The sequence below is a fragment of the Herbidospora sp. NBRC 101105 genome (assembly GCF_030269205.1).
Classification (GTDB): domain Bacteria; phylum Actinomycetota; class Actinomycetes; order Streptosporangiales; family Streptosporangiaceae; genus Herbidospora; species Herbidospora solisilvae.
The window spans coordinates 308,628-332,021 of sequence record NZ_BSSX01000001.1 but is presented as its reverse complement, the minus strand read 5'-3'; the positions used below and the strand labels follow the sequence as shown (position 1 = coordinate 332,021).

Annotated in this window: 24 protein-coding genes; 13 read left to right on the top strand and 11 right to left on the bottom strand. The window is 71.2% G+C overall.

From position 1 onward, the window contains the following. Positions 1-66: 66 nt before the first annotated feature. The 3 genes from QSK34_RS01465 (at position 67) to QSK34_RS01455 (ending at position 3,486) form a co-directional block, all read left to right on the top strand. Positions 67-2,169, top strand: a complete 2,103-nt coding sequence (locus tag QSK34_RS01465; protein ID WP_285579046.1) for an MMPL family transporter — start codon at positions 67-69, stop codon at positions 2,167-2,169. A gap of 138 nt (positions 2,170-2,307) precedes the next feature. Further along, a complete protein-coding gene (locus QSK34_RS01460) occupies positions 2,308-3,198 on the top strand; it encodes a Sco1979 family transcriptional regulator (RefSeq protein WP_285579045.1) in 891 nt (296 codons plus the stop codon). Between the two features lie 60 nt (positions 3,199-3,258). After that, a complete protein-coding gene (locus tag QSK34_RS01455; protein WP_030450704.1) occupies positions 3,259-3,486 on the top strand; it encodes a DUF397 domain-containing protein in 228 nt (75 codons plus the stop codon). Here QSK34_RS01455 and QSK34_RS01450 read toward each other — a convergent pair. Both QSK34_RS01450 and QSK34_RS01445 read right to left on the bottom strand, forming a co-directional pair. Continuing rightward, positions 3,483-4,202 (bottom strand): ABC transporter permease, encoded by a 720-nt coding sequence (locus QSK34_RS01450; RefSeq protein ID WP_285579041.1) that lies wholly within the window; start codon positions 4,200-4,202, stop codon positions 3,483-3,485. The genes QSK34_RS01455 and QSK34_RS01450 overlap by 4 nt on opposite strands. 143 nt (positions 4,203-4,345) lie before the next feature. Next, positions 4,346-5,083: an ABC transporter ATP-binding protein gene (locus QSK34_RS01445; RefSeq protein ID WP_285579039.1), complete on the bottom strand. Its 738-nt coding sequence runs from the start codon at positions 5,081-5,083 to the stop codon at positions 4,346-4,348. Between the two features lie 55 nt (positions 5,084-5,138). Here QSK34_RS01445 and QSK34_RS01440 point away from each other — a divergent pair, with 55 nt between their 5' ends. The 4 genes from QSK34_RS01440 to rocD all read left to right on the top strand — a co-directional run bounded on the left by QSK34_RS01440 (position 5,139) and on the right by rocD (position 8,709). Continuing rightward, positions 5,139-5,783, top strand: coding sequence for a TetR/AcrR family transcriptional regulator (locus tag QSK34_RS01440; RefSeq protein WP_285579037.1), 645 nt, complete (start codon positions 5,139-5,141; stop codon positions 5,781-5,783). Positions 5,784-6,089: 306 nt separating this feature from the next. Further along, a complete protein-coding gene (locus QSK34_RS01435) occupies positions 6,090-6,521 on the top strand; it encodes an Lrp/AsnC family transcriptional regulator (RefSeq protein WP_034382928.1) in 432 nt (143 codons plus the stop codon). Between the two features lie 200 nt (positions 6,522-6,721). Then, positions 6,722-7,495 (top strand): dimethylargininase, encoded by a 774-nt coding sequence (ddaH, locus tag QSK34_RS01430; RefSeq protein ID WP_285582001.1) that lies wholly within the window; start codon positions 6,722-6,724, stop codon positions 7,493-7,495. A gap of 11 nt (positions 7,496-7,506) precedes the next feature. After that, positions 7,507-8,709, top strand: a complete 1,203-nt coding sequence (gene rocD / locus QSK34_RS01425; RefSeq protein ID WP_285581999.1) for an ornithine--oxo-acid transaminase — start codon at positions 7,507-7,509, stop codon at positions 8,707-8,709. A gap of 19 nt (positions 8,710-8,728) precedes the next feature. Here the strand turns inward: rocD and QSK34_RS01420 are convergent, their stop codons facing one another. From QSK34_RS01420 to QSK34_RS01410, 3 genes are read right to left on the bottom strand one after another with little or no spacing between them, the layout of a single operon-like run. Next, the gene (locus QSK34_RS01420) at positions 8,729-10,297 is read right to left on the bottom strand and encodes an alkaline phosphatase D family protein (RefSeq protein ID WP_285579034.1); all 1,569 of its coding nucleotides are present in this window, start codon (positions 10,295-10,297) and stop codon (positions 8,729-8,731) included. A 17-nt stretch (positions 10,298-10,314) separates the two neighbouring features. Beyond that, a complete protein-coding gene (locus tag QSK34_RS01415) occupies positions 10,315-11,211 on the bottom strand; it encodes an NAD-dependent epimerase/dehydratase family protein (protein ID WP_285579032.1) in 897 nt (298 codons plus the stop codon). Next, the gene (locus QSK34_RS01410; RefSeq protein WP_285579030.1) at positions 11,208-11,648 is read right to left on the bottom strand and encodes an SRPBCC family protein; all 441 of its coding nucleotides are present in this window, start codon (positions 11,646-11,648) and stop codon (positions 11,208-11,210) included. Before QSK34_RS01410 ends, QSK34_RS01415 begins: the two co-directional genes overlap by 4 nt. An 82-nt stretch (positions 11,649-11,730) precedes the next feature. Between QSK34_RS01410 and QSK34_RS01405 the strand changes: the two genes are divergently transcribed. Further along, positions 11,731-12,399, top strand: a complete 669-nt coding sequence (locus tag QSK34_RS01405) for a TetR/AcrR family transcriptional regulator (protein ID WP_285579028.1) — start codon at positions 11,731-11,733, stop codon at positions 12,397-12,399. Between the two features lie 140 nt (positions 12,400-12,539). Then, positions 12,540-13,538, top strand: coding sequence for a Glu/Leu/Phe/Val family dehydrogenase (locus QSK34_RS01400; protein ID WP_285579026.1), 999 nt, complete (start codon positions 12,540-12,542; stop codon positions 13,536-13,538). 9 nt (positions 13,539-13,547) lie between these two features. Here the strand turns inward: QSK34_RS01400 and QSK34_RS01395 are convergent, their stop codons facing one another. Further along, positions 13,548-14,441, bottom strand: coding sequence for a Gfo/Idh/MocA family protein (locus QSK34_RS01395; protein WP_285579024.1), 894 nt, complete (start codon positions 14,439-14,441; stop codon positions 13,548-13,550). A gap of 70 nt (positions 14,442-14,511) precedes the next feature. On the opposite strand from QSK34_RS01395, the gene QSK34_RS01390 reads away from it, so the two are divergent. Continuing rightward, the gene (locus tag QSK34_RS01390) at positions 14,512-15,618 is read left to right on the top strand and encodes an NAD(P)/FAD-dependent oxidoreductase (protein WP_285579022.1); all 1,107 of its coding nucleotides are present in this window, start codon (positions 14,512-14,514) and stop codon (positions 15,616-15,618) included. Between the two features lie 132 nt (positions 15,619-15,750). On the opposite strand, the gene leuA is transcribed toward QSK34_RS01390, so the two are convergent. Continuing rightward, the gene (leuA, locus tag QSK34_RS01385; RefSeq protein WP_285579021.1) at positions 15,751-17,466 is read right to left on the bottom strand and encodes a 2-isopropylmalate synthase; all 1,716 of its coding nucleotides are present in this window, start codon (positions 17,464-17,466) and stop codon (positions 15,751-15,753) included. A 191-nt stretch (positions 17,467-17,657) separates the two neighbouring features. Between leuA and QSK34_RS01380 the strand changes: the two genes are divergently transcribed. Genes QSK34_RS01380 through QSK34_RS01370 form a run of 3 tightly spaced genes read left to right on the top strand, consistent with a single transcriptional unit; the run spans position 17,658 to position 19,840 of the window. Beyond that, positions 17,658-17,900, top strand: coding sequence for a DUF2630 family protein (locus QSK34_RS01380; protein ID WP_030450719.1), 243 nt, complete (start codon positions 17,658-17,660; stop codon positions 17,898-17,900). 42 nt (positions 17,901-17,942) lie between these two features. Beyond that, positions 17,943-18,896 (top strand): GNAT family N-acetyltransferase, encoded by a 954-nt coding sequence (locus QSK34_RS01375; protein ID WP_285579018.1) that lies wholly within the window; start codon positions 17,943-17,945, stop codon positions 18,894-18,896. Then, positions 18,893-19,840: a GNAT family N-acetyltransferase gene (locus tag QSK34_RS01370; protein ID WP_285579016.1), complete on the top strand. Its 948-nt coding sequence runs from the start codon at positions 18,893-18,895 to the stop codon at positions 19,838-19,840. The genes QSK34_RS01375 and QSK34_RS01370 overlap by 4 nt, the downstream gene beginning before the upstream one ends. Positions 19,841-19,977: 137 nt before the next feature. On the opposite strand, the gene urtE is transcribed toward QSK34_RS01370, so the two are convergent. From urtE to urtB, 4 genes are read right to left on the bottom strand one after another with little or no spacing between them, the layout of a single operon-like run. Next, on the bottom strand, positions 19,978-20,667 hold the full coding sequence (gene urtE, locus QSK34_RS01365) for an urea ABC transporter ATP-binding subunit UrtE (RefSeq protein ID WP_062340107.1): 690 nt from the start codon (positions 20,665-20,667) through the stop codon (positions 19,978-19,980). Next, positions 20,654-21,415 carry an urea ABC transporter ATP-binding protein UrtD gene (gene urtD / locus QSK34_RS01360; RefSeq protein WP_285579013.1) on the bottom strand — a complete coding sequence of 254 codons (762 nt, stop codon included), beginning with the start codon at positions 21,413-21,415 and terminating at the stop codon, positions 20,654-20,656. The genes urtE and urtD overlap by 14 nt, the downstream gene beginning before the upstream one ends. Continuing rightward, complete coding sequence (gene urtC, locus QSK34_RS01355; protein ID WP_285579011.1) at positions 21,412-22,482, bottom strand: urea ABC transporter permease subunit UrtC; 1,071 nt, start codon at positions 22,480-22,482, stop codon at positions 21,412-21,414. Before urtC ends, urtD begins: the two co-directional genes overlap by 4 nt. Further along, the gene (urtB, locus tag QSK34_RS01350; RefSeq protein ID WP_161480398.1) at positions 22,479-23,345 is read right to left on the bottom strand and encodes an urea ABC transporter permease subunit UrtB; all 867 of its coding nucleotides are present in this window, start codon (positions 23,343-23,345) and stop codon (positions 22,479-22,481) included. Before urtB ends, urtC begins: the two co-directional genes overlap by 4 nt. Positions 23,346-23,394: the final 49 nt, after the last annotated feature.

Sequence of the window (23,394 nt, the reverse complement as noted above, 5' to 3'; positions counted from 1 at the left end):
CCCCAAGAGGCGGCCAAGCGGCCGGGTCCACCGTGGGGGTGTACCGATCACGAGAGGACACCCCCGATGTCACGCTTGCTCGGCCGCCTTGGTGGCGCGGCCGCCGCACATCCGTGGCGCACGCTCGCCGTCTGGCTGGTGGCGCTCGTCGCCGCGACCGGCCTGTCGATGGCGGCGGGCGGCACCACCCACGACGACTACGACGTGCCCGGCATCCCCTCCCAGGAGGGCAGCGCCTTCCTGGAGGAGCACTTCCCCGCCATGGCCGGCGCCGGGTCCCGGGTCGTCGTCCACGGCGACGGGGCGGTGCCGCCGGACCTGCTGGCCACGCTGGCCGACCGGCTCGCCGCGCTGCCCCACGTATCGCGCGTCGCCCCGCCGCGCCTGTCGCCCGACGGCGACACCGCCCTGATCGAGGTCGGCTACTCCGTCCCGGTCACCGACTTCAAGGGCTCCGAGGCCGTGGACGCCCTCACCGGCGCCGCCGCCCCCGCCGAGGAGGCCGGGTTCACGGTCGCGTTCGGCGGCGAGGTGCCGGAGAACGTCTCCGCGCCCAGCGGCACCGCCGAGGTGGTCGGCATCGTCGCCGCCCTGGTCATCCTGATCGCCGGGCTCGGCTCGCTGGTCGCGGCGGGGCTGCCGATCCTCGTCGCGCTGATGGGCCTGGGCGTCGGCACCGCGCTGGTCACCCTGCTGGCCGCGCTGACCGAGATCTCCACCATCGCCCCGACGATCGCCACGATGGTCGGCCTCGGGGTCGGCATCGACTACGCCCTGTTCCTGGTCAGCCGGCACGTCGAGGCGCTGCGGGCCGGGCTGCCGCCCGTCGAGGCGGCGGCCCACGCCACGGCGACCGCCGGGACCTCGGTGCTGATGGCGGGCCTGACCGTGCTGGTCTCGCTGTTCGGGCTGAACCTGTCCACGCTGCCGGTCTACGCGTCGTTCGCGTACGCCACCTTCGCCACCGTCGGGGCCGTCATGGTCGCCTCGGTCACGCTGGTGCCGGCGATGCTGGGCCTGGCGGGGCGGCGGGTGCTGCCGCGCAAGGAGCGCCTCGGCCTGGTGAAGCCGGTGGTGAAGGCCACGCGCACGGCCCGGTGGGCCGCGTGGGTGGGCGAGCGCCCGGTCCGGTCGGCGCTGGTCGCGGTCGTGGTGCTGCTGGCGCTGGCCGCGCCGACGCTGGGCATGCGCACCTGGCCCCAGGACGCCGGCACCCAGCCCGAGAGCACGACCACCCGGGTCGCCTACGACCTGGTCGCCGAGGAGTTCGGCCCCGGCGCGAACGGCCCGGTCGTGCTGGCCATGGACGCCTCGCTGGCCGCGGAGGTCGCCGCCCGGCTGCCCGGCGTGCCCGGCGTCAAGGCGGTGGCCCCGCCGGTCACGCAGGGCCGGGCAGCCGTGATCGCCGTCGAACCGGAGACCGGGCCGCAGGACGAGCGCACCACCGAGCTCGTCCGGCACCTGCGGGCGACCCTCCCCGACGGGGTGATGGTCACCGGGGTGGTGGCGGTGTTCGGGGACATCTCCGACCGCCTGGCCGACCGGCTCTGGGTGGTGGTCGCGTTCGTGGTGGCGCTGTCGCTGCTGCTGCTGACCGTGCTGTTCCGGGCGCCGGTCGTCGCCCTCAAGGCCGCGGTGATGAACCTGCTGTCGGTCGCGGCGGCGTACGGGGTGATCACGGCGGTGTTCCAGACCGACGCCGGGGCGGCCCTGGTCGGGCTGCCGCACGGCGGCGCGGTGTCGAGCTGGGTGCCGATCCTGATGTTCACCGTGCTGTTCGGCCTGTCGATGGACTACGAGGTCTTCCTGCTGTCCCGGATCCGGGAGGACTACCTCGCCACCGGCGACGCCAGGGGCAGCGTGATCCGGGGCCTGGCCTCGACCGGCCGGGTGATCTCCAGCGCCGCCGCGATCATGGTGGCGGTGTTCGTCGGCTTCGCGCTCGACCCCGACGTGACCGTCAAGACGACCGGGGTGGGCATGGCGGCGGCCGTGCTGATCGACGCGACGCTCGTGCGGCTGGTGCTGGTCCCGGCCACGATGGCGCTGCTCGGACGGGCCAACTGGTGGTTGCCGCGCTGGCTCGACCGGCTGCTGCCGGAGGTGCGCCACCACGACGGGGCCCCGATTGTCAGCCGGTCTAACGAATCAGTACTAATCAAAAAATAACTGCATATGCACGTGCAGGTGGCGGCTCTTGGCATTTTCCCATGAATGCCGCACTGTTTGCCAAGGGCCGCTGATGCGACAATGATGCACTGGTTAAGGAAATGCCCGACCTGTGACGTAACGCGTGTGGAGACTGTCGTGACCGCTGAACCGCACCACCCCGGCGTGCTCTCGTACTCCCGTGGTGGCCCCACGGTGCTGCGCATCCTCCTGGGCGCCCAGCTCCGGCGGCTCCGGCGGGCCAAGGGCATCTCGCCCGAAGACGCCGGTCACGTCATCCGGGCCTCCCACGCGAAGATCAGCCGCCTGGAGCTCGGCCGGGTCAGCTTCAAGGAGCGCGACGTCGCCGACCTGCTCACCCTCTACGGCGTGACCAACGCGGCCGACCGCGACGCGATGATCAACCTGGCCCGGCAGGCCAACTCGCCGGGCTGGTGGCACAAGTACAGCGACCTGCTCCCCTCCTGGTTCGAGATGTACGTCGGCCTGGAGGAGGCCGCCTCGGTGATCCGGGCCTACGAGGTCCAGTTCGTCCACGGGCTCCTCCAGACCCCCGACTACGCCCGCGCGGTCATCCTGCTCGCCAACGCCGGCGCCCCCCAGGAGGAGATCGACCGCCGCGTCGCCCTCCGCATGACCCGCCAGGCCCGCCTGCAGGGGCCCGACGCGGTCAAGTTGTGGACGGTCATCGACGAGGCCGCCCTGCGCCGCCCGCTCGGCGGCCGCGACGTGATGCGCGCCCAGATCGACCACCTGCTGGAGATGAGCGAGCACCCGAACATCACGCTCCAGATCGTGCCGTTCGAGCGCGGCGGCCACGCGGCGGCCGGCGGCCCCTTCACGATCCTGCGCTTCGACGAGCGCGAGCTGCCCGACGTGGTCTACCTCGAACAGCTCACCAGCGCCCTCTACCTGGAGAAACTCGACGAGGTGGACCGTTACATGCAGGTCATGAACAGCCTGTGCGTGGAGGCCCACCAGGCGCGGAGGACACAGGAACTCCTGACGGAGATTCGCACCTCTCTGTAATCTCCGATGCACGTGCAGATGACCTACTAGGGTGGCCCTCTGAACCGATGAGAGGGTGCGATGGGATACGTTCCGAATTCCGGCCAGCTGCGGCACGTCGTCTGGAAGAAGAGCAGTCACAGCAACCCGAACGGCAGCTGCGTGGAGTTCGCCCGCCTTCCCGACGGCACCACGGCCCTGCGCAACTCCCGCGACCCGGAGGGCCCGGCGCTGGTCTTCGGCGCCGAGGCGCTGACCGCGATGCTCACCGAGATCAAGTCGGGCCGCCTCGACCACCTGCTCGGTTAGGCGTTCTCCCGGCCGAACACGCGCGTCGCCAGGGGGAGCGCGACCGCGAGGAACAGCGCCACCCCGATCACCGCCTGCCCGACCCCTTCGGCCGACCCGGCGAAGAGTGACCGCAGGGCGTCGACGACATGGCGGAACGGGGTGGCCTGCGAGGCGGCGTCCAGCCAGCCGGGGGCGCCCTCCATGGGGAGCAGCGCTCCCGACAGCAGCAGGAGCGGCACCACCGCCGTGCCGGCGACCGGCGGGAACAACTCGTCGCCGAGCGTGAGGGCCGCCGCGTACGACAACGCCGCGAGCCCCAGCGACATGACGATCACCAGCGCGAGCCCGGCGGCCATGCCCGGGACCGAGGCCCGCAGCCCGAAGGCGACGGCGAGCGCGAGCAGGACGACCGCCTGCACCAGCAGCAGCACGGCGTCCTTCATGACCCGTCCGACCAGCAGCGCGAACCGGCTCGCGGGGGTGACCCGGAGCCGTTCGAGCACCCCGAAGCGATGGTCGAAGACGATGTTGAACCCGGTCAGCCCGCAGGTGAGCAGCGCGAGCTGCATCAGCAGGCCGGGGACCAGGACGTCCCAGGTGCCGACGCCCGACCCGGTGAACACCGGCCCGAAGAGGACCAGATAGAGCGCGGGCTGGACCACCCCGAAAACGATCACAAAAGTGTTACGGAACGTTTCGCGCAGATAATGCGCCGCCACAACAAACGCAGTCATCCGATGACCCCCTTCTTGTCACCCTGCTTTTCCGGACGTTTCCCAACGAAGATCGTTTGCGTCTCGGGGATCCGTCCGATGAAGGCGTCCGGCAAAATCCGGACACATATTTCCGCACAGAACCGGCCCTTTTTTCTCACCGGTCAGGCCGCCGCCTCCGCGGCGTCCTCCATCGGGCGGCCGGTCACCGTGAGGAAGACCTCGTCGAGGGTGGCCGCCGCGTGGTCCCGCTTGAGGTCGGCCGGCGCGCCGGAGGCCACGATGCGGCCGCCGTCGATGATCAGCACCCGGTCGCACAGGGCGTCGGCCTCGTCGAGGTAGTGGGTGCTGAGGAAGATCGTGGTCCTCAGGCCCCGGATGTACGTCCAGAGCTCGGCCCGCGCCCGGGGGTCGAGGCCGTTGGTCGGCTCGTCGAGGAACAGCACCCGAGGGGCGTGGACCAGGCCCAGCGCCAGGTCGGCCCGCCGGGCCTGGCCACCCGACAACGAGGCCGGGGTGCGTCTGTCGAAGCCGGCCAGGTCGAGCCGTTCGAGCACCTCCCCGGCCCGCCGCCGCGCCTCGCGCGCCGAGTGGCCGTGGAGCCGGGCCTGCAGCCGCAACTCCTCGCCGATCAGGGACAGGGGCGTGAACATGCCGCCCTGGGCGACGTATCCGATGGACCGGCGCACCCCCGCCGGGTCGGCGACGAGGTCGTGGCCCGCCACGGTCGCGGTGCCGGAGGTCGGCCGGAGGAGGGTGGTCAGCATACGCAGCGTGGTCGTCTTCCCGGCCCCGTTGGGCCCGAGGAAGCCGCAGATCTCGCCTTCGTGGACGTCGAGGTCGACGCCCCGCACGGCCGGGACGCCCTTGAAGGTCCTTGTCAGTGCTCTCGCTTGGATCACTTCGGTAGAGTAACCACAAATTTGGTGTCACTACAAGTTTGGTAGGATTCCCGCCATGGAGACCCTGCGTGAGCGCAAGAAGCGGGAGACCCGGCTCAAGATCTCCGACATCGCGATGGGCCTGTTCCTGCACCACGGCTTCGACAACGTGACCGTCGCCGAGGTCGCCAGAGTCGCCGACGTCTCGATCAACACGGTCTTCAACTACTTCAGGACCAAGGAGGACCTCTGCCTCGACCGCCTCGACGAGGCAGAGCAGCTCCTCGCCGTCGTGGTCCGCGACCGGCGGCCGGGCGAGACGGCCGTCGAGGCGCTCCGCCGCGACGTCCTCGACGCCCTCGACACCCGCGACTGGCGGTACGGCACCTCCGAGGGCAGCGAGCTGGTCGCCAAGATGATCAACGACGCGCCGTCGCTGGTCGCGCGCATCCGGGAACTGCACGAGCGCCGCGAGCAGATCCTCGCCGAGACCCTCGCCGACGAGGCCGGGACCGAGCCCGGCGACATCACGCCCCAGATCCTCGCCGCCGGGGTCTGCGCGGTGGTCCGCCTCACCGCCTCGTCCTACTTCGCCCGCCGCACCGCCGGCGAGACCCCGGACACGATCCTGCCCGACCTCAGGAGAGAGGTCGTCAGGGCCTTCGACCTCCTCGAACGCGCCGCTCCCGGCTTCGCCCGCGCCCCGCTTCCGGCCGGCTGAGCGCCCTCCCCCACAACCACGCCCGGCATTTCCGATATGCGCTCACGCGAACCGATCAACACCGCCGAAGACACCGCCGAAGACCAGGTGCCCGGTCCGGCCTGACGCCTCTCGTGACGGCGCGGTCCGGGCGCGACCGGTCGGCGCCGGGTGGCCGCCCCGCCGGAGGCGGCGGGCGGGGCCGGGCGGGCGGAGCCGTAACGGAGCCGGAAAGGCCGCCCGCCCGGTGCGGCCGAACGGAGAGAACAGAGGTGAGCGCGCGTCCCGCCAACGGTGGACGCGGTTTCAGGCGGTATACAGATGCTCGTGAAGCTGGACGAGCTAGACCGGGCGATCATCGGGGCCCTCGTGGACGATGCCCGGGCGACATATGCGGAAATCGGCGGCCAGGTCGGGCTGTCGGCCCCGGCGGTCAAACGACGGGTCGACCGGCTGGTTCAGCAGGGGGCCATCACCGGGTTCACCGCCCGCGTCGAACCCTCCGCCCTCGGGTGGACGACCGAGGCCTACGTCGAATTGTTCTGCCGGGGCAAGACCTCGCCAGCCGAGATCGGGCTGGCCGTCTCCCGGCACCCGGAGGTGGTGTCGGCCTGCACGGTGACCGGCGAGGCGGACGCGCTGCTGCACATCCGCGCCACCGACGTCCGGCACGTCGAGCAGGTCATCGAGCGGATCGCCGCCGAGCCGTTCGTCACCCGGACGAAAAGCGCGATCGTGCTCACCCGGCTGATCACCTGAGCAACAAATCACCGCCGAGCACCGCAAAGACGCAAGAGACCGCGTTAAGGACGCAATGTCGCCGCATTGGAGCCCAGGTCGCCTGTTCCTAGTCTGAGAGCAGTTGCCCCAGCTCACCGCCGGAGACGTGCGTGAACACACCCGCTTACGAGACGACGACCACCACCCGCGAGCGGGTGGCCACGACGCGTCACTTCCTTATGTGCCGGCCCGAATTCTTCGCCGTCACGTACGCGATCAACCCCTGGATGGATCCGGCCGCCGGGGCCAGCGCCGGGAAGGCCCTTGAGCAGTGGGACGCCCTGAAGGCCGCCTACGAGTCGCTGGGCCACCGGGTGAGCCTGATCGACCCGATCGACGGGCTGCCCGACATGGTGTTCGCCGCCAACGGCGCCCTCGTGGTCGACGCCCACGTCTACGGCGCGAAGTTCGCGCACGCCGAACGGGCCGACGAGGGACCGGCCTACGCCAAGTGGTTCGCCGAACTCGGCCTGCCGGTCAAGGAGGCCAACTTCACCAACGAGGGCGAGGGCGACTTCCTCACGCTCGACGAGGTGATCCTGGCCGGCACCGGCTTCCGGACCGACGTGGCCGCCCACATGGAGGCGCAGGAGTTCCTGGGCCGCCCGGTCGTCACGCTGCGCCTGGTCGACCCGCGGTTCTACCACCTCGACACGGCGCTGTTCCCGCTCGACGGGCACAACGTCGCCTACTACCCGGGCGCCTTCTCCGAGGGCAGCCTGCGCGTGCTGCGGCGGATGTTCCCCGACGCGATCATCGCCTCGGAGGAGGACGCGCTCGTGCTGGGGCTGAACGCCGTCTCCGACGGCAAGAATGTGATCGTCAACGCCGAGGCCACCGGGCTCAGCGCCGAGCTGGAGCGGAACGGTTACTCGGTCATCCCGGTCGACCTGTCGGAACTGCGCAAGGCCGGCGGCGGCCCCAAGTGCTGCACCCTGGAGATCCGCCTTTGAACACGCGAGACATGATCGAGCTGGCCGAGAGCCGGAGCGCGCACAACTACCACCCGCTGCCCGTGGTGATCGCCTCCGCCGAGGGCGCCTGGGTCACCGACGTCGAGGGGAGGCGTTACCTCGACTGCCTGGCCGGATACTCGTCGCTGAACTTCGGCCACGGCAACCCGGTGATCCTGGCGGCGGCCCACGCCCAGCTCGACCGGGTCACCCTGACCAGCCGCGCCTTCTTCAACGACCGGTTCGGCGCGTTCGCGGCCGGGCTGGCCGAGTTGTGCGGCAAGGACATGATCCTGCCGATGAACACCGGCGCCGAGGCCGTCGAGACCGCGATCAAGGTCGCCCGCAAGTGGGGCCACGACGTGAAGGGGATCACCGACCCCAACATCGTCGTGATGGAGGACAACTTCCACGGCCGCACCACCACGATCGTCAGCTTCTCCACGGACCCCGACGCGCACGACGGCTTCGGCCCCTACACGCCCGGGTTCCGGATCGTGAAGTACGGCTCCGCCGAGGCGATCGCCGACGCGATCGACGAGAACACCGTCGCCGTGCTGCTGGAGCCGATCCAGGGCGAGGCCGGGGTGCTGGTCCCGCCGGACGGCTACCTCCGCCAGGTCAGGGAGCTGTGCACCGAGCGCGGCGTGCTCATGATCGCCGACGAGATCCAGTCGGGCCTGGGCCGCACCGGCGACACCTTCGCCTGCGACCACGAGAACGTGGTCCCGGACATGTACGTCCTGGGCAAGGCGCTCGGCGGCGGCGTCGTCCCGGTGAGCGCGGTCGCGGCCGACGCCGGCGTGCTGGGCGTGATCAAGCCGGGTCAGCACGGGTCGACGTTCGGCGGCAACCCGCTGGCCTGCGCCGTCGGCGAGACCGTGGTCAACCTGCTGAAGACCGGCGAATACCAGGCCCGCGCCCGCGAGCTCGAATCGGTGCTGTTCGAGGGCCTGCGGGCGCTGCCGGGCGTCACCGCCGTACGCGGCCGGGGCCTGTGGGCGGGGGTCGACGTCGACCCGTCGCTGGCCACCGGCCGGCAGGTGTGCGAGCGCCTGATGGCACGCGGCGTGCTGGCCAAGGACACCCACGGGAGCACGATCAGGCTGGCCCCGCCCCTGGTGGTCGAGGCCCACGAGATCGAGTGGGCGCTGGCGCAGCTGGAGGAAGTGCTCAGCGGAAGCGAGCTGCGGGCGGCCGAAGGCCGGCCGTAGCTCGCGTTGTGAATCTGCCTCAACGAATAGGAGTGAGCTCCACCCGGGAGACCTCCTTGAGTTTCGGTGGGTCGTCGAGGACGGTCGGCGTCTCCCACCGGACCACGTGCGTGCCGTTCTCCTTGGTGAGGGTGGCCAGCGCGTTGGGGAACCAGGGGCCGTCGGTGATGCGCCACTTCACCGGCGGCCTCGGGAGCTTGGCCGTCCGGGCGATCAGGGCGCCGATCACCGTGGCCACCCCGAACTGGGCGATCACGTTGGCCAGGCGCAGGGTGCGGCTGAGCGGGTTGCGGATCGGCGAGCAGACGAGCTGGTAGATCGGCAGGCCCTTGACCCGGGCGACGTAGGAGTAGTGCACGTCGCCCGACAGCAGCATGACCGTGGTGCCCGAGCCGGCCAGCATGGTCAGCAGGCGGTCGAAGGAGCGCCGGAAGGCCGCCCAGTGTTCCAGGTCGACGGCCTGCCGGGCCCTCTCCATGAACCGGGCCACCGTCTTGCCCCAGGCCCCGTCGCACAGGGCCTCGTTCCAGGTCTCGATGTGGTGGATGCCGGCCGGGAGCAGGATCGGCACCGATGACCCGACCAGCACCCGCTCGGGCGGGTCGGCCAGCGCCTCCTCCAGCCACGCCCATTCGGTCGCGTCGAGCATCGACCGCTCGCGGGGCTCCAGGTGGCGGGCGCACCGCGAGTCGAGCATGATCAGCCGGGTGTCGCCGAAGTCGCGCGCGTAGCTCCACCGGCTGGTCGACGGGTCTTCGTCGGCCTGCTGGGCGAAGGCGTCGAGCACCGCCGCTCCGTCGCCGTCGCCCGCGCGGATCTTCGTGTAGACCTCGTCGGCGGCCCGTTCGGCCGGGGACAGGTTGCCCAGGTGCTGGTAGACCCAGTAGGCCCCGAGCCCCGCCACGACCCGGCGCGGCCACCACGGGACCTTCGCCATCTTGGCCCGCCAGTCCTTGCTGGTGTTCCAGTCGTCGCGCAGGTCGTGGTCGTCGAAGATCATGGTCGTCGGCACGGTCGACAACAACCAGCGGATCTCGGGGTCGTTCCACGCCTGCCGGTAGAGCTCGGCGTACTCCTCGAAGTCGGCGATCTCGCCGACCGGCTCCTGGTCGCCCCGGCGGGCCTTTATGTAGTCGAGCATCTCCCGGGACGGCTCGTCGGCGTACACCTGGTCGCCGAGCATGATGAGCAGGTCGGGGAGCTCGTCGTGGACGGTCAGGGCGTGCCCGAAGGCGAAGAGGGTGTCCACGCCGTGGGTGATCGTGTGGGCCGTGTCATGGGGGACGCTGGTCCGGCACGAGCCGAAGACGACCTTTTTCAGCCGGTCGACGGGACGGATGACGCTGGGGTCCATCGTCTCCAGCGGCCACACCGCCTCGTCGCCGAGGTGGATCTGGTAGGGGACGGGTTCGCTTACGGGGACGTCCACGATCGCGTAGTGGTGTCCGTGCACCGTGAAGGTGCGTTCTGTCGACTGTTCGGCGCCCGCAGTGACGGTGACCGTGCAGGGGTCGCTGGTCTCCACCCAGATGGACGCGGTCGACGCGTCGACGTGGCGGAGGAGGGGGCCGATCACTAGTTGTGCCACTCTCCTAGTGATACCGCCTATCTCGGGATGGATGCCACCAGGGCCTCGTCGATCGGCGTCGGCGTCATGCCGAAGGTCTTCTCGAAGTCGCTCGAGTCGAGCAGGAACGGCGCCTCGAACTGGTAGAGGGTCTCGCGCAGCTCCCTCATCTTCGGCGAGCCCCAGCCCATGGCGTGGAAGACCGCCTTGGGCACCCGCACCACCCTCGGCCTCCGGGCGCCCGCGAGCGCGGCCGTCCGCTCGGCGACCTCGCGGAAGGTCAGCGCCTCCGTGGTCGGCACGTGCCAGGGCCGTCCCCAGGCACGTTCGTCGGCGCCGGCGATCAGCAGGGCGCGGGCGACGTCGGGCAGGTAGGTCCAGGAGTGCGGGACGTCGGGGTCGCTCAGCACGACCACCGGCCGGTTCTCGGCGGCGGGCCGGATGACCTGCATGGTGAGGTAGGCCTCGCCGGTCGAGCCGGGCCCGAAGTAGTCGGAGCCGCGGATCTCGGTGGTCCTGATCCCGGCGGCCAGCGCCTGCTCCCACATCCGCGCCCGGACCCGCCCCTTGACGTGGGTGGCGGCCAGCGGGAGGTCCTCGGTCATGGGGCCGGTGACGGGGCCGTAGGCGTAGAGGTTGCCGAGGATCACCAGCACCGCGCCGGTCTCCCGGGCGGCGCGCAGCATCGCGGCGTGCATCGGCGGCCAGTCGGCCGGCCAGCGGTGGTAGGGCGGGTTGACGCAGTTGTAGATCACGTCGGCCCCCTCGCAGGCCCGCAGCAGCGCGTCGGCGTCCGCCGCGCTGGCGGCGACCTTCACCGCCCCCGGCGCGCCCGAGCCCGAACGGGAGACCTGGACGACCTGGTGCCCCTCGGCCAGCAGCAGCCCGGCGAGCTGACCGCCGACCTGACCGGCCCCGATGACGACGTGCCTCATTTCTCGGCCTCCTTCTTGATGGCGTGCAGGAAACGTTCGTGTCCGGCGCGCAGCTTCGCGGCCGGGTAGAGCAGCCCGGCCAGCGGCCCGGCGAGGGATTCGGAGATGGTGAGGCGGGTGCGCCCGCCGGGCAGCGGCTCGACGAGGTTGCGGTCGACCGCCCGGTAGAGCCCGAGCGCCACCCCGCTCCAGGTGAGCTCGCGGCCCTCGGTCACGACGGCGAACCGGGAACTGATCCGGACGCCGCCCAGCCGCCACCGGTACCGCTCGCCGGGGGCGGTCTCCCCCAGTTCGAGCACCCGGTGCTCGGGCCACCAGCGCTGCCAGCCGCGCAGGTCGGACAGCAGCGCCCAGACCTCGGCGGGCGTGGCGTCGATCTCCGTCGACGAGGTGTTGCGCACCGGAGCGCGCTCCTCGAAGCTCTGCAGGTCTCTCATGAGAGCAATGCTCTCTCTTCAGAGCATCGCTCGTCAAGAGCACTGCTCTCTTTTCTGTACGCCGCTCTGTTAAGCTGCGGAGATGAGCGCAGCCAAGACCGCGCGGGAGCGCGTGAGAGCCGAGATGGTCCGCGAGATCACCGACATCGCCCGCACCCACCTGGCCAGGGAGGGCGCGGCGGGGTTGTCGCTACGGGCGATCGCCCGGGAGATGGGCATGGCGTCGTCGGCGATCCACCGCTACTTCCCGACCAAGGACGACCTGCTCACCGCGCTGATCGTCGACGGCTACAACGCCCTGGGCGAGGCGGCCGAGGCGTCCCAGCGCGACCAGGACCCCGCGGCCCGCTGGCTGGCCCTCTGCCACGCCGTCCGCGACTTCGCGCTCGACCGCCCCCACGAGTACGCCCTGCTCTACGGCTCACCCGTGCCCGGATACCGGGCGCCGGCCGACACCGTCGCCCCCGCCCTGCGGGCGACCCTCGTCTGCGGCCGGATCATCGCCGACGCCGACCCGGCGCCGCCCGACTCCACCCCGCCGCCGGCCCTGCTCGGCCCCGACCTCGAGGCCCTCCGGCAGGTCATGCCGGGCGTCTCCGACGTCGCGGTCGCCCGCGCGGTCACCGCGTGGACGGCCCTGTTCGGCGCGGTCAGCTTCGAGTTGTTCGGCCAGTTCGACAACACGATCACGCACCGCCGCGAGTTCTTCGACCACGGCATGCGATCGCTCGCGAGATACCTCGGTTTGTAACACCCCGTTCACGATAAGTGACAAAACCGGTGCGATAGTGGACAGCAGGATCCGCGAAAAAACGGCGACATGCCCGCAAAACAGGGCATCGCCGTGATCCACGTTCACGACAATGGTGGACATCACCGTCAATGGCGACGGTGATCGATCCGAGAGGCACCACCACTATGACCGTCACGGACATCCCGACAGCGCCGTCGGCCCCGCTGGCCTCCGCCCAGCACCACCTCGCCGAGGCCGCCCGTTTCCTCGCCCTCGACGAGGGCCTGCACCAGATGCTCGCCACACCCCGCCGGTCACTGACCGTCTCGGTCCCGGTCCGCCGCGAAGACGGCCGGATCGACGTGATCGAGGGCTACCGGGTCCAGCACAATTTGTCGCGCGGCCCGGCCAGGGGCGGCGTGCGCTTCCATCCCGCCACCGACCTCGACGAGGTCACCGCCCTGGCCATGGGCCTGACCTGGACGTGCGCCCTGGCCGGGCTGCCCTACGGCGGCGCGAAGGGCGGCGTGGCCGTCGACCCGGCGGGGCTGACCGAGCGCGAGTTCGACCGGCTGACCCGCCGCTACACCCACGAGATCCAGCCGCTGGTGGGCCGCGACGTCCCGCTCACCTCCGCGCGGCCCGACCTGACCGAGGCGGTGGCGCTCGGCGTGCGGGTGCTGCTCGGCGCCGGCGGGGGGCGGACGGTCGCCGTCCACGGGTCCGGCGCGGTCGCGGCCATGGTCACCGCCACGCTGGCCGAGGCCCGGTTCACGGTCGTCGGCGGCGGGCTGGGCGCCGACGCCGACGTGCTCGTGCTCACCACCGGCACGGTCACCGCCCACAACGCCACCGAGATCCGGGCCGGGATGGTCGTCGAGGCCGCGAACGGCCCGGTCACCCCGGCTGCCGACCAGATCCTGGCCGGGCGGGGCTGCGTGGTCGTGCCCGACCTGCTCGGGAACGCCGGCGCCGTGATCGCCTCCCACAACGAGTGGACGGTCGGCGATCTCGGCACCCGGCTGCGCGAGCACCTGGAGCCCGCCTACCGGCAGGTCACCGCGTTGTCACGGGACAGGGGCCTGACCCTGCGCCAGGCCGCCCACGCGATCGCCGTCGGCAGGGTGGCGGACGCCTGCCAGTCGAGGAGCTGCTGACCGGCCGGGTTACCGGCCGACCTCGTCGAGGATCCGCTCGCACAGGCGGTGCGTCTCCAGCGCGTCGCCCGCGTCGAGCAGCCTGCCCTCGCCGACCGCTTCCAGGAAGGCGAGGCAGGCCCCGCGGAACCCGCGCTGGATGCCGACGGGCACCCAGTCGGGCCGCCGCCGGCGCACCTCCCCAGCCTCGGTGAAGGCGATCTCCTCGCCGAGGTCGAGCACCTTGCGCTTCTCGCCCCGGCCGATGACCTCGCAGGTCTCCTCGGTCTGGCCGCTCACCCGGGACATGATCCCGAGGGCGGTGAACCCGTCGCCGGACAGTTCGAGCACGACGTGTTCCAGCAGGCCGCCGGTCTTCCGGAACCGCACCGACGTCGTGGTGACCTCTCCTGGGGCCAGGAAGCGGAGCGTGTCGGCGACGTGGATGAAGTCGTCGTAGACCATCGTGCGCGGGTCTTCCGGCCGGGTGTGCCGGTTCTTCTGGAGGATGACCAGGTCGCGCGGGAGCTCCCGGAGGGCGAGCAGGCCGGGGGCGTACCGCCGGTTGAAGCCGACCATGAGCGGCACCCCGCGCTCGCGCGCCAGCTCCACGAGCCGTTCGGAGTCCTCCAGCCGGTAGGCGAGCGGCTTGTCGACGAAGACGGGCACGCCCGCCTCCAGCAGCTCGGTCACGATCGCCGGATGGGCCCCGGTGGCGGCGTGCACGAACGCCGCGTCGGCTCCCCCCTCGACGACCTCGGCCACCGACGTGTGCCGCCGGGTCACCCGGTAGGCGTCGCCCAGCTCGCGCAGCGTCCCGGGATTGCGGGTGCAGAACACCAGCTCGGCCCCGTCGACGGCGCTGAGCACCGGCAGGTACGCCTTCCGGGCGATGTCGCCCAGGCCGATCACCGCGATCCTCATGGCCCGAAGGTTACCGTCCGGAAACCGGCGGGCCACATGGGGGCAATGTGGCACGTGTTCACTTCCCGCCATGAGCTCCCACGCCGTGGTGATCATCGGGGGCGGGCTGGAGGGTCTGTCGATCGCCGCCGCGCTGACCGCCCGAGGGCAGCGTGACGTGCTCGTCCTGGAGCGCCGGACCACCGGCTCGGGCGGCACCGCCAAGTCGAGCGGGCTGGTCCGCTGCCACTACGAGAGCGCCACCCTGACCTCGATGGCCTGGGAGGGCATCGGCTTCTTCGAACGCCACCCCGGCCTCGGCTTCCGGCAGACCGGGCACGTCGTCGGCGTCGGCGCGGAGTCGGCCGCCGCACTGCGCGCCAACGTGGCCCGCCGCCAGGACCTCGGCATCGACGTCGCGATGGTCACCCACGACGACGTCGCGGCCCTGTGGCCGGGCCTGGAGACCAAGGACTTCGCCGCCTTCGCCTTCGAACCCCGCGGCGGCCACGGCGACCCGGTCGCGGCCTGCCGCCACTTCGCCCAGGCGGCCCAGCGCGGCGGCGCGCGCATCCTCGAACACACCAGGGTCGCCGCCCTCCTGGGCGACTCCTCCTCGATCACGGGTGTCCGCCTGGCCGACGGCCGCGTGGTCGGCGCGCGCGCCGTGATCGTCGCCGCCGGAGCCTGGACCGCCGAACTCGTGGCGCCCCTCGGGGTGGCCCTGCCCGTCGGCGCGATGCGCGAGCCCATCGTGATCGCCGCCCCCGGCGCCCCGGTCGGCCCGGTGCCGGCCTTCACCGACCTGGTCGGCATGCAGTACGTCCGCCACGAGAACAACGGCCGCCTGCTGATCGGCTCCCACACGGGCGCCGAGCTCACCACCCCCGACGGCTACCTGAACCGGGCCACCGACGTGGAGCTCGAACGCGCGGCGGCCCGGTTCACCACCCGCTTCCCGGCCTTCCCCGATGTCGTCTTCCCGCAGTCCTACGCGGCCTGCTACGACATCACGCCCGACCTGGCCCCGCTCGTCGGCCCGGCGGGGCCCGAAGGGCTCTACGTGGCGGCCGGCTTCAGCGGCCACGGCTTCGCGATCTCCCCGGCCGTCGGCCGGATCTGCGCCGAGATGGTGCTCGGCCGGTCCGCGCCCCCGCAGGACCTCTCCCCGGGCCGGTTCACGACACCGGGTCCGTGACGGCGGCGCCGTGGCGCGGCCGGTCGGCGCCGGATGCGGGGCGGACCGGCTGCTGCGGGCGGTGCCGGGGTGGGCGGAGCCGTAACGGGGAAGAAGGCGCGGGACCATGGACGGCCCCGCGCCCTCGCACTTCTAGCGGTTCGCGCGGTTGACCGCCGAGATGATCGCCTTCAGCGAGGCGGTCGTGGTGTTGGCGTCGATGCCCACGCCCCACAGGACCTGGCCGTCGATCTCGGTCTCGACGTAGGAGGCCGCCTTGGCGTCGGCGCCGCCGCTCATGGCGTGCTCGGTGTAGTCGAGGACGCGCACGTCGATGCCCACCGAGCCCAGCGCGTCGCAGAAGGCCGAGATGGGACCGTTGCCGGTGCCGTGGATCTCGCGGATCTGGCCCTCGATCCGGACGTCGGCGCTGATGGCGTCCTTGTCGTCGACGGCCGAGGTGGTGCGGTGGGCCAGCAGGCCGATGCGGCCCCACGGGTTGGCCGGGTTGGGCAGGTACTCGTCGGTGAACGCCTCCCACATCTGGGCCGGGGTCACCTCGCCGCCCTCGGCGTCGGTGCGGGCCTGGACCGCGCGCGAGAACTCGATCTGCAGCCGCCGGGGCAGGTCGAGCTGGTGGTCGGCCTTCATGATGTAGGCCACGCCGCCCTTGCCCGACTGGCTGTTGACCCGGATGACCGCCTCGTAGGTGCGGCCGATGTCCTTCGGGTCGATCGGCAGGTAGGGCACCGCCCAGGCGAACTCGTCGACCGGCACGCCCGCCGCCGCGGCGTCGCGCTCCAGGTGCTCGAAGCCCTTCTTGATCGCGTCTTGGTGGGAGCCGGAGAACGCGGTGTAGACGAGCTCGCCGCCCCACGGGTGACGCGGGTGGACGGGCAGCTGGTTGCAGTATTCGACGACCCGGCGCACCTCGTCGATGTCGGAGATGTCGACCTCGGGGTCGACGCCCTGCGAGAACAGGTTCATCCCCAGGGTCACCAGGCAGACGTTGCCGGTGCGCTCGCCGTTGCCGAACAGGCAGCCCTCGATGCGGTCGGCCCCGGCCATGTAGCCCAGCTCGGCGGCGGCGACGGCGGTGCCCCGGTCGTTGTGGGGGTGCAGCGACAACACGATCGAGTCGCGGTAGCGCAGGTTGCGGTGCATCCACTCGATCGAGTCGGCGTAGACGTTGGGCGTGGCCATCTCGACCGTCGCCGGCAGGTTGATGATCACCTTGCGGTCGGGGGTCGGCTGCCACACGTCGTTGACGGCGTCGCAGACCTCGACGGCGTACTCCAGCTCGGTGCCCGTGTAGGACTCCGGGGAGTACTCGAAGTAGATCTCGGTCTCCCCCGCCATGTCGTCGGCCAGCTTCTTGCACAACTTGGCGCCCTCGACGGCGATGGCGGTGATGCCCTCCTTGTCCAGCCCGAACACCACGCGGCGCTGCAGGGTGGAGGTGGAGTTGTAGAGGTGGACGATGGCCTGCTTGGCCCCGCGCAGCGACTCGTAGGTGCGCTCGATCAGCTCGGGCCGGGCCTGGGTCAGCACCTGGATGACGACGTCGTCGGGGATGCGCCCCTCTTCGATGATCTTGCGGACGAAGTCGTAGTCGGTCTGGGACGCGGCCGGGAACCCGACCTCGATCTCCTTGTAGCCCATCTGCACCAGCAGCTCGAACATCTTCAGCTTGCGGGTGGAGTCCATCGGGTCGATCAGGGCCTGGTTGCCGTCGCGCAGGTCGACCGCGCACCAGCGGGGGGCCTTGTCGATCACCTTCGACGGCCAGGTGCGGTCGGTCAGGGCGACGGGGGTGAAGGGCTGATAGCGCCGGAAGGGCATGGGACTGGGCTGTTGCCGGGGGTACATTTCTAGGGCTCCTCGTAGGTGGTCACATCACAGGACGTGGCCGACGCGCATGACTCGCACCGCGACGAGGGAGCCGGCCTGTTACAGGCCCTCGACGCGGCGGCTAAGGAGGAGCAGCCCGCGCAGCATAGGTCCGAGGCTACCAGAGCCCCCGGAGTGGCCTCCCCGAGAGGACCAATAGAGTGGGGATCATGCAGGACAACGAGATTCTCGGCCGCATCGGCGACCTCATCGACGAGGAGCACCAGCTCCGCGCCCGCATCTCCTCCGGGCAGGCCACCACCGACGACCGCGGCCGCATCAAGCACCTCGAAGAGTCCCTCGACCAGTGCTGGGACCTGCTCCGCCAGCGGCGGGCCCGGCGCGGCGTGGGCGAGAACCCCGACGGCGCGGTGGCCCGCCCGATCTCCGAGGTCGAGGGCTACCAGCAGTAAATCCGGTCGCTTTCGGGCGGCCTCCGGGGGTGAACTGTCCTGATGGACATCGTCCCCCTCGATTTCGCGGCCGAGCCCGGGAGGCTGGCCGAATACCACGCGCTCACGGCCGGCGTCTTCGCGCCCGGCCCGCGGATTCCCGCCCACCTGTTCCGGCTGGTGGCCGAACGCGGCTGGCGCCTGACGCCCGCCGAGACCTGGCTCGCCGTCGACGGCGGCCGGGTGATCGGCGGCGTGACGCTCCACCTGCCCGACGACGCGAACGCCCACGTGGCGCTCGTCCGGTACCTCTCGGTGGACGCCGCGCACCGCCGCCGGGGCGTGGGCAGCACGCTGCTGGCCCACGCCGCCGACCGGGCCCGCTCGCAGAAGCGCACGATGGTCCTGATCGAGCTCGCCGCCGGGAGCCCCGGCGCGGCCTTCGCGCGGGCCAAGGGGATGCGCGAGGTCGCCGCACAGGCCCGGCGGGTGCTCGACCTGACCACGTTCGCCCCGCCGGAGCGGGAGATCCCCGGCTATCGGCTGGAGTTCCTGCGCGGACGCAGCCCCGAGGCGCTGACCGGCGACATGATCACGCTCATGGAGGTCATGAACGACGCGCCCCTCGACGACCTGGCGATCAACGACGAGAGCTGGACCCCCGCCTCCATGCGGCAGATGGAGGAGGCCTGGGACCTGGCCCGCCAGGACGTCTTCACCGTCGTCGCCCGCGCCGCCGACGGCTCGCCCGCCGCCTTCACCCGCCTGTTCGCCGACATCCAGGAAGCCGACGGCTGGGGCCGGCAGACCGACACCGCCGTGCTGCGCGCCCATCGGGGCCGGGGCCTGGGCAGGTGGGTCAAGGAGGCCAACACGGCCTGGCTGAAGCGGGCCCGCCCCGACCTCACCCGCGTGATCACCTGGAACGCCGTCTCGAACGGCCCCATGGTCGCGATCAACGAGCGCCTGGGCTACCGGCTGCTCGACGTCTGGAACGAATGGGAACTGCGCGTATGACGATCGACGTCGTCCCCCTCGACTTCGACGCCTCCCCTGGGCTGGCGGCCGGCTACCACCGGGTGGCGGGCGGCCTGCACGCGCCCGGACCGCCGCTGTCACCCCGCCTGTTCCGGTTGTGGGTGGAGCGCGGCTGGCGCTCGGTGCCTTCGGAGACCCATCTGGCGGTGGCCGGCGGCGAGGTGATCGGCGGCGTGACCCTCCACCTCTTCGACCGCGACCGCCTCGGCGACGCGCTGATCCGCGTCCTGGAGGTGGCTCCCGGGCACCGGGGCCGGGGCGTCGGCTCGGCGCTGCTCGGCGTCGCCCGCGAGCGCGCCCGCGCCCACGGCCGGTCGAAGCTGGTCGTCGAGGCGAAGGACGACGGTTTCCTCGCCCGCCACGGCTTCCGCAGCGTGTACACCGAAGCCAGGCGGGTGCTCCACCGGTCACGCCAGGCCGGGGAGTCTCCCTGCCCGCCCGGCTACACCTTCGAGACGACCGTCGGCCCCACCCCGCCCGGCCGCCTGGCCGAGATGGTGCCGCTGCTGGACGCGATGAACGACGCCCCGACCGACGACCACGAGGTCGACGCCGAGCGGTGGACCACCGGCCTGATCCGCGTCTACGAGGACACCTGGGAGCCGGCCGGCCAGACCGTCTACACCACGGTCGCCCGCGCCGCCGACGGCGAGGCGGCGGCGTTCACCCGGGTCTTCGTCGACGCTGACGAGCCCGAAGGCTGGGCCCGGCAGACCGACACGGCCGTGCTCAAGAGACACCGGGGCCGCAACCTGGGATTCCACGTCAAGCTGCGGAACACCACCCGGATGTTCGCGGCCGAACCCGGCGTCGAGCGCGTGATCACCTGGAACGCGGTCTCGAACCGCCACATGATCGCCATCAACGAGCGGCTTGGCTACGAGTTCCTGGACGTGTGGCGGATCTGGGAGCTGCGCGCCTGACGGGAGAAAAAGGGGGACCCGCCGGGCCGGCCCGGACTGTGCCACCAAGTCCGGGAGAGGCCCGACGGGTCCTGACTTAGACGCTACCCTTCTTCTGGCCGTTGAGCTGCGCCGTTACTGAGAACTGTCAAGAACGGTCAGACGGCCAGCAGTTTACGGGCCTCCTCTCCCTGGAGGTCGGCGGCCGTCCCGGCGTGGACGACGTGACCTCCGTCGAGGATCAGGTAGCGATCGGCCAGCCGCATGGCCAGGTCGAGATATTGCTCCACGAGAAGCACGGCGATTCCCGAGGCGTGCAGCGTCTCGATCGCCTCTTCGATCTCGATGATGATCGACGGCTGGATGCCCTCGGTCGGCTCGTCGAGGATCAGGAGCTTCGGCTTGGTCACCAGGGCCCGCGCGATGGCGAGCTGCTGCTGCTGGCCGCCCGACAGGAAGCCGGCCCGGCGCTTCAGCAGCGGTTTGAGGCGGGGGAACACGTCGAGCGCCTCGTCGAGCGCCGACTGGGGGTTCCCCGACGCCTCCAGCGTCACCAGCAGGTTGCCGAGGACGCTGAGCTGGGGGAAGGTCTCGTGGCCCTGGGGGACGTACCCCATGCCGAGTTTGACCCTCTCGTGGGGTTTCATCTTGGTGACGTCGTGGCCCTCGAAGGTCACCGTCCCGCCGGTCGCCGGGATGACGCCCATGATCGTGTTGAGCAGGGTCGTCTTGCCGACGCCGTTGCGGCCCATGACGCAGACGAGCTGCCCCGGTTCGACGGCCAGCCCGACGCCGAAGAGCACCCGGGCACGGCCGTATCCGGCCTCCAAACTGTCAACTGACAACATCGTGTGCGGCCTCCTCGCGCGCGCGACCCAGATAGACCTCTTGTACCCGCGGATCGGCCCGCACTTCGTCGACCGAGCCCTCGATCAGGAGTTTTCCCTCGTGGAGGACGGTGACGGTGGACGCGTACCGCCGGAGGAAGTCCATGTCGTGCTCGATCACGATGACGGTGTGGTCCTTGGCGATCTCGGTGAGCAGGTCGCCGGTGCGGGCCCGTTCGTCGGCCGACATGCCCGCCACCGGCTCGTCGAGGAGCAGCAGGCGGGGTCCTTGCGCGATCAGCATGCCGATCTCCAGCCACTGCCGCTGGCCGTGCGAGAGCACCCCGGCCTTGCGGTGGGCCAGGTCGGTGAGCTGGGTCGTCTCCAGCGCCTGGGCGACCTTCTCGGTCACCCCCTTGCGCCGGGCCAGCAGCGAGACCAGCGGCCGGCGGAACGAGGCCGCCAGGTCGAGGTTCTCCAGGACGGTCAGCTCCTCGAAGACCACCGAGGTCTGGAAGGTGCGCCCGATCCCGAGCCGGACCCGCTGGTGCTCCCGCTTGCCGTTGATCACCGCGCCGTCGAAGCTGACCGTGCCGGTCGTCGGTCTGGTCAGGCCGGTGATGATGTCGATCAGGGTGGTCTTCCCGGCGCCGTTCGGGCCGATCAGGAAGCGGAGCTCGCCGTGGTCGACGGTGAAGTCGACGCCGTCGAGCGCCCGGAACCCGTCGAAGACCACCGAGACGCCGCGGACCTCCAGCAGGGCCGTCATGCCGCCACGTCCTTCCTGCGGAAGAAACCGATGATCCCCTTCGGCGCCAGGCCGATCACCAGGATGAACAGCGCGCCCTGGAGATACAGCCACGCGTCGGGCAGTTCCTCGCTGAAGTAGGTCTTGGCGTAGCCCATCAGGACCGCGCCGAGCACCGCCCCGGCGAGCGCGAACCGCCCGCCGACGGCCACCGCGACCACCAGTTCCAGCGACGGCACGACCCCCAGCAGCGCCGGCGAGATGATGCCGACGACCGGCACGAACAACGCGCCCGCGATGCCCGCCATGACCGCCGAGATGGTGAACGTGATCGTCTTCACGGTGGCCGGGTTGTAGCCGAGGAACCGCACCCGGTCCTCGCCGTCGCGCACCGCCAGGAGGAGCCGCCCGAACCGGGACCGCTGGAGCTGCCAGGCCCCGAGGAACAGGACGCCGAGCACGATCGCGACGGTGAAGTAGAGCCCGCGCTGGGTCGAGTCGGCGGCGACGTCGCGGCCGAAGAACTCGAAGAAGTTGGTCAGGCCGTTGGTGCCGCCGGTCAGCCCCTGCTGGCCGACCAGGAGGATCACCATGGCCGCCGCGAGGGCCTGGGTGAGGATCGCGAAGTAGGCGCCCCGCACCCGTTGCCGGAACACGAGCGTGCCGAGCAGCCAGGCCACCGCGCCGGGCACGACCACCACCATGGCGATGGCGAAGACGGGGTTGCGGAACGGCTCCCACAGGGCGGGCAGCGTCTCGACGCCGCTCCAGACCATGAAGTCGGGCAGGCCGTCGCCGGCGTCGTTGAGCTTGAGGTGCATGCCCATCGCGTAGCCGCCGAGGCCGAAGAACACCCCCTGCCCGAGGGTCAGCATGCCGCCCTGGCCCCAGGCCAGGCCGATGCCGAGGGCGACGATCGCGTAGGTGAGGTACTTGGCCAGCAGCCCCAGCCGGAACGGCTCCAGCACCAGCGGCATGACCACGAGCCCGATGACCGCGACGAGCGCGAAGAGGGCCGGGCCGCGCCAGTCGCGCGGTTCCTTGACGGGGGCCTCGGTGACGGGGGGCTTCTCGAGTGTGGCTGTCATGTCAGCGCCCTTGAACGGAGGACGAACAGGCCCTGCGGCCGGAACTGGAGGAAGGCGATGATCACCGCGAACACGATCACCTTGGCCAGGCTGGCGTTGGTCCAGAACTCCGCGTACGAGTTCAGCAGCCCCAGCGCGAGCGCGGCGATGACCGCGCCCCGGAGCTGCCCGAGGCCGCCCGCGACGACCACGAGGAACGCGTCGACGATGTAGTAGGTCCCGAGCGTCGGCCCGACAGGGCCGATCAGGGTCAGCGCGACCCCGGCGATCCCGGCCAGCCCCGACCCGATGAAGAAGGTCCGCTGGTCGACCCGCCCGGTGTTGATGCCGCTGGTCGCGGCGAGCTGCCGGTTCTGCATCACGGCCTGCATGCGGCGTCCCTGCGCGCTCCGGTTCATGTAGACCCAGATCGCCACGACCGAGCCCACGGCCAGCAGCAGGATGAACAGCCGGTTGTAGGGCATCGGCCCGAGCGCGCCCTGCAGCCACGTCGGCGACAGCACCTGCACGTTCGGCGCCCCGAACAGGTCCCGCGCCACCTGCTGCAGCACGAGCGAGACGCCCCAGGTCAGCAGCAGCGTGTCGAGCGGGCGCCCGTAGAAGTGCCGGATCGCCGTCCGTTCGAGGATCAGCCCCATCAGCCCGGCCACCAGGAACGCCACCGGCAGCGCCACCAGCACCGCGTTCCGGTCGGCGAAGTCCTGCAGCAGGTAGGCCGTGTACGCCCCGGCCATGATGAACTCGCCGTGGGCCATGTTGATCACGCCCATCTGCCCGAACGTGAACGTCAGCCCGAGCGCGATGAGCAGCAGGACCGCCCCGATCGACAGTCCGATCGGCAGCTGGTTGAGGATTCCCTCCACCCTGCCCCCTTTCTGGAAGTACGGTCCCGGGGCGCGCGCGGGCGCCCCG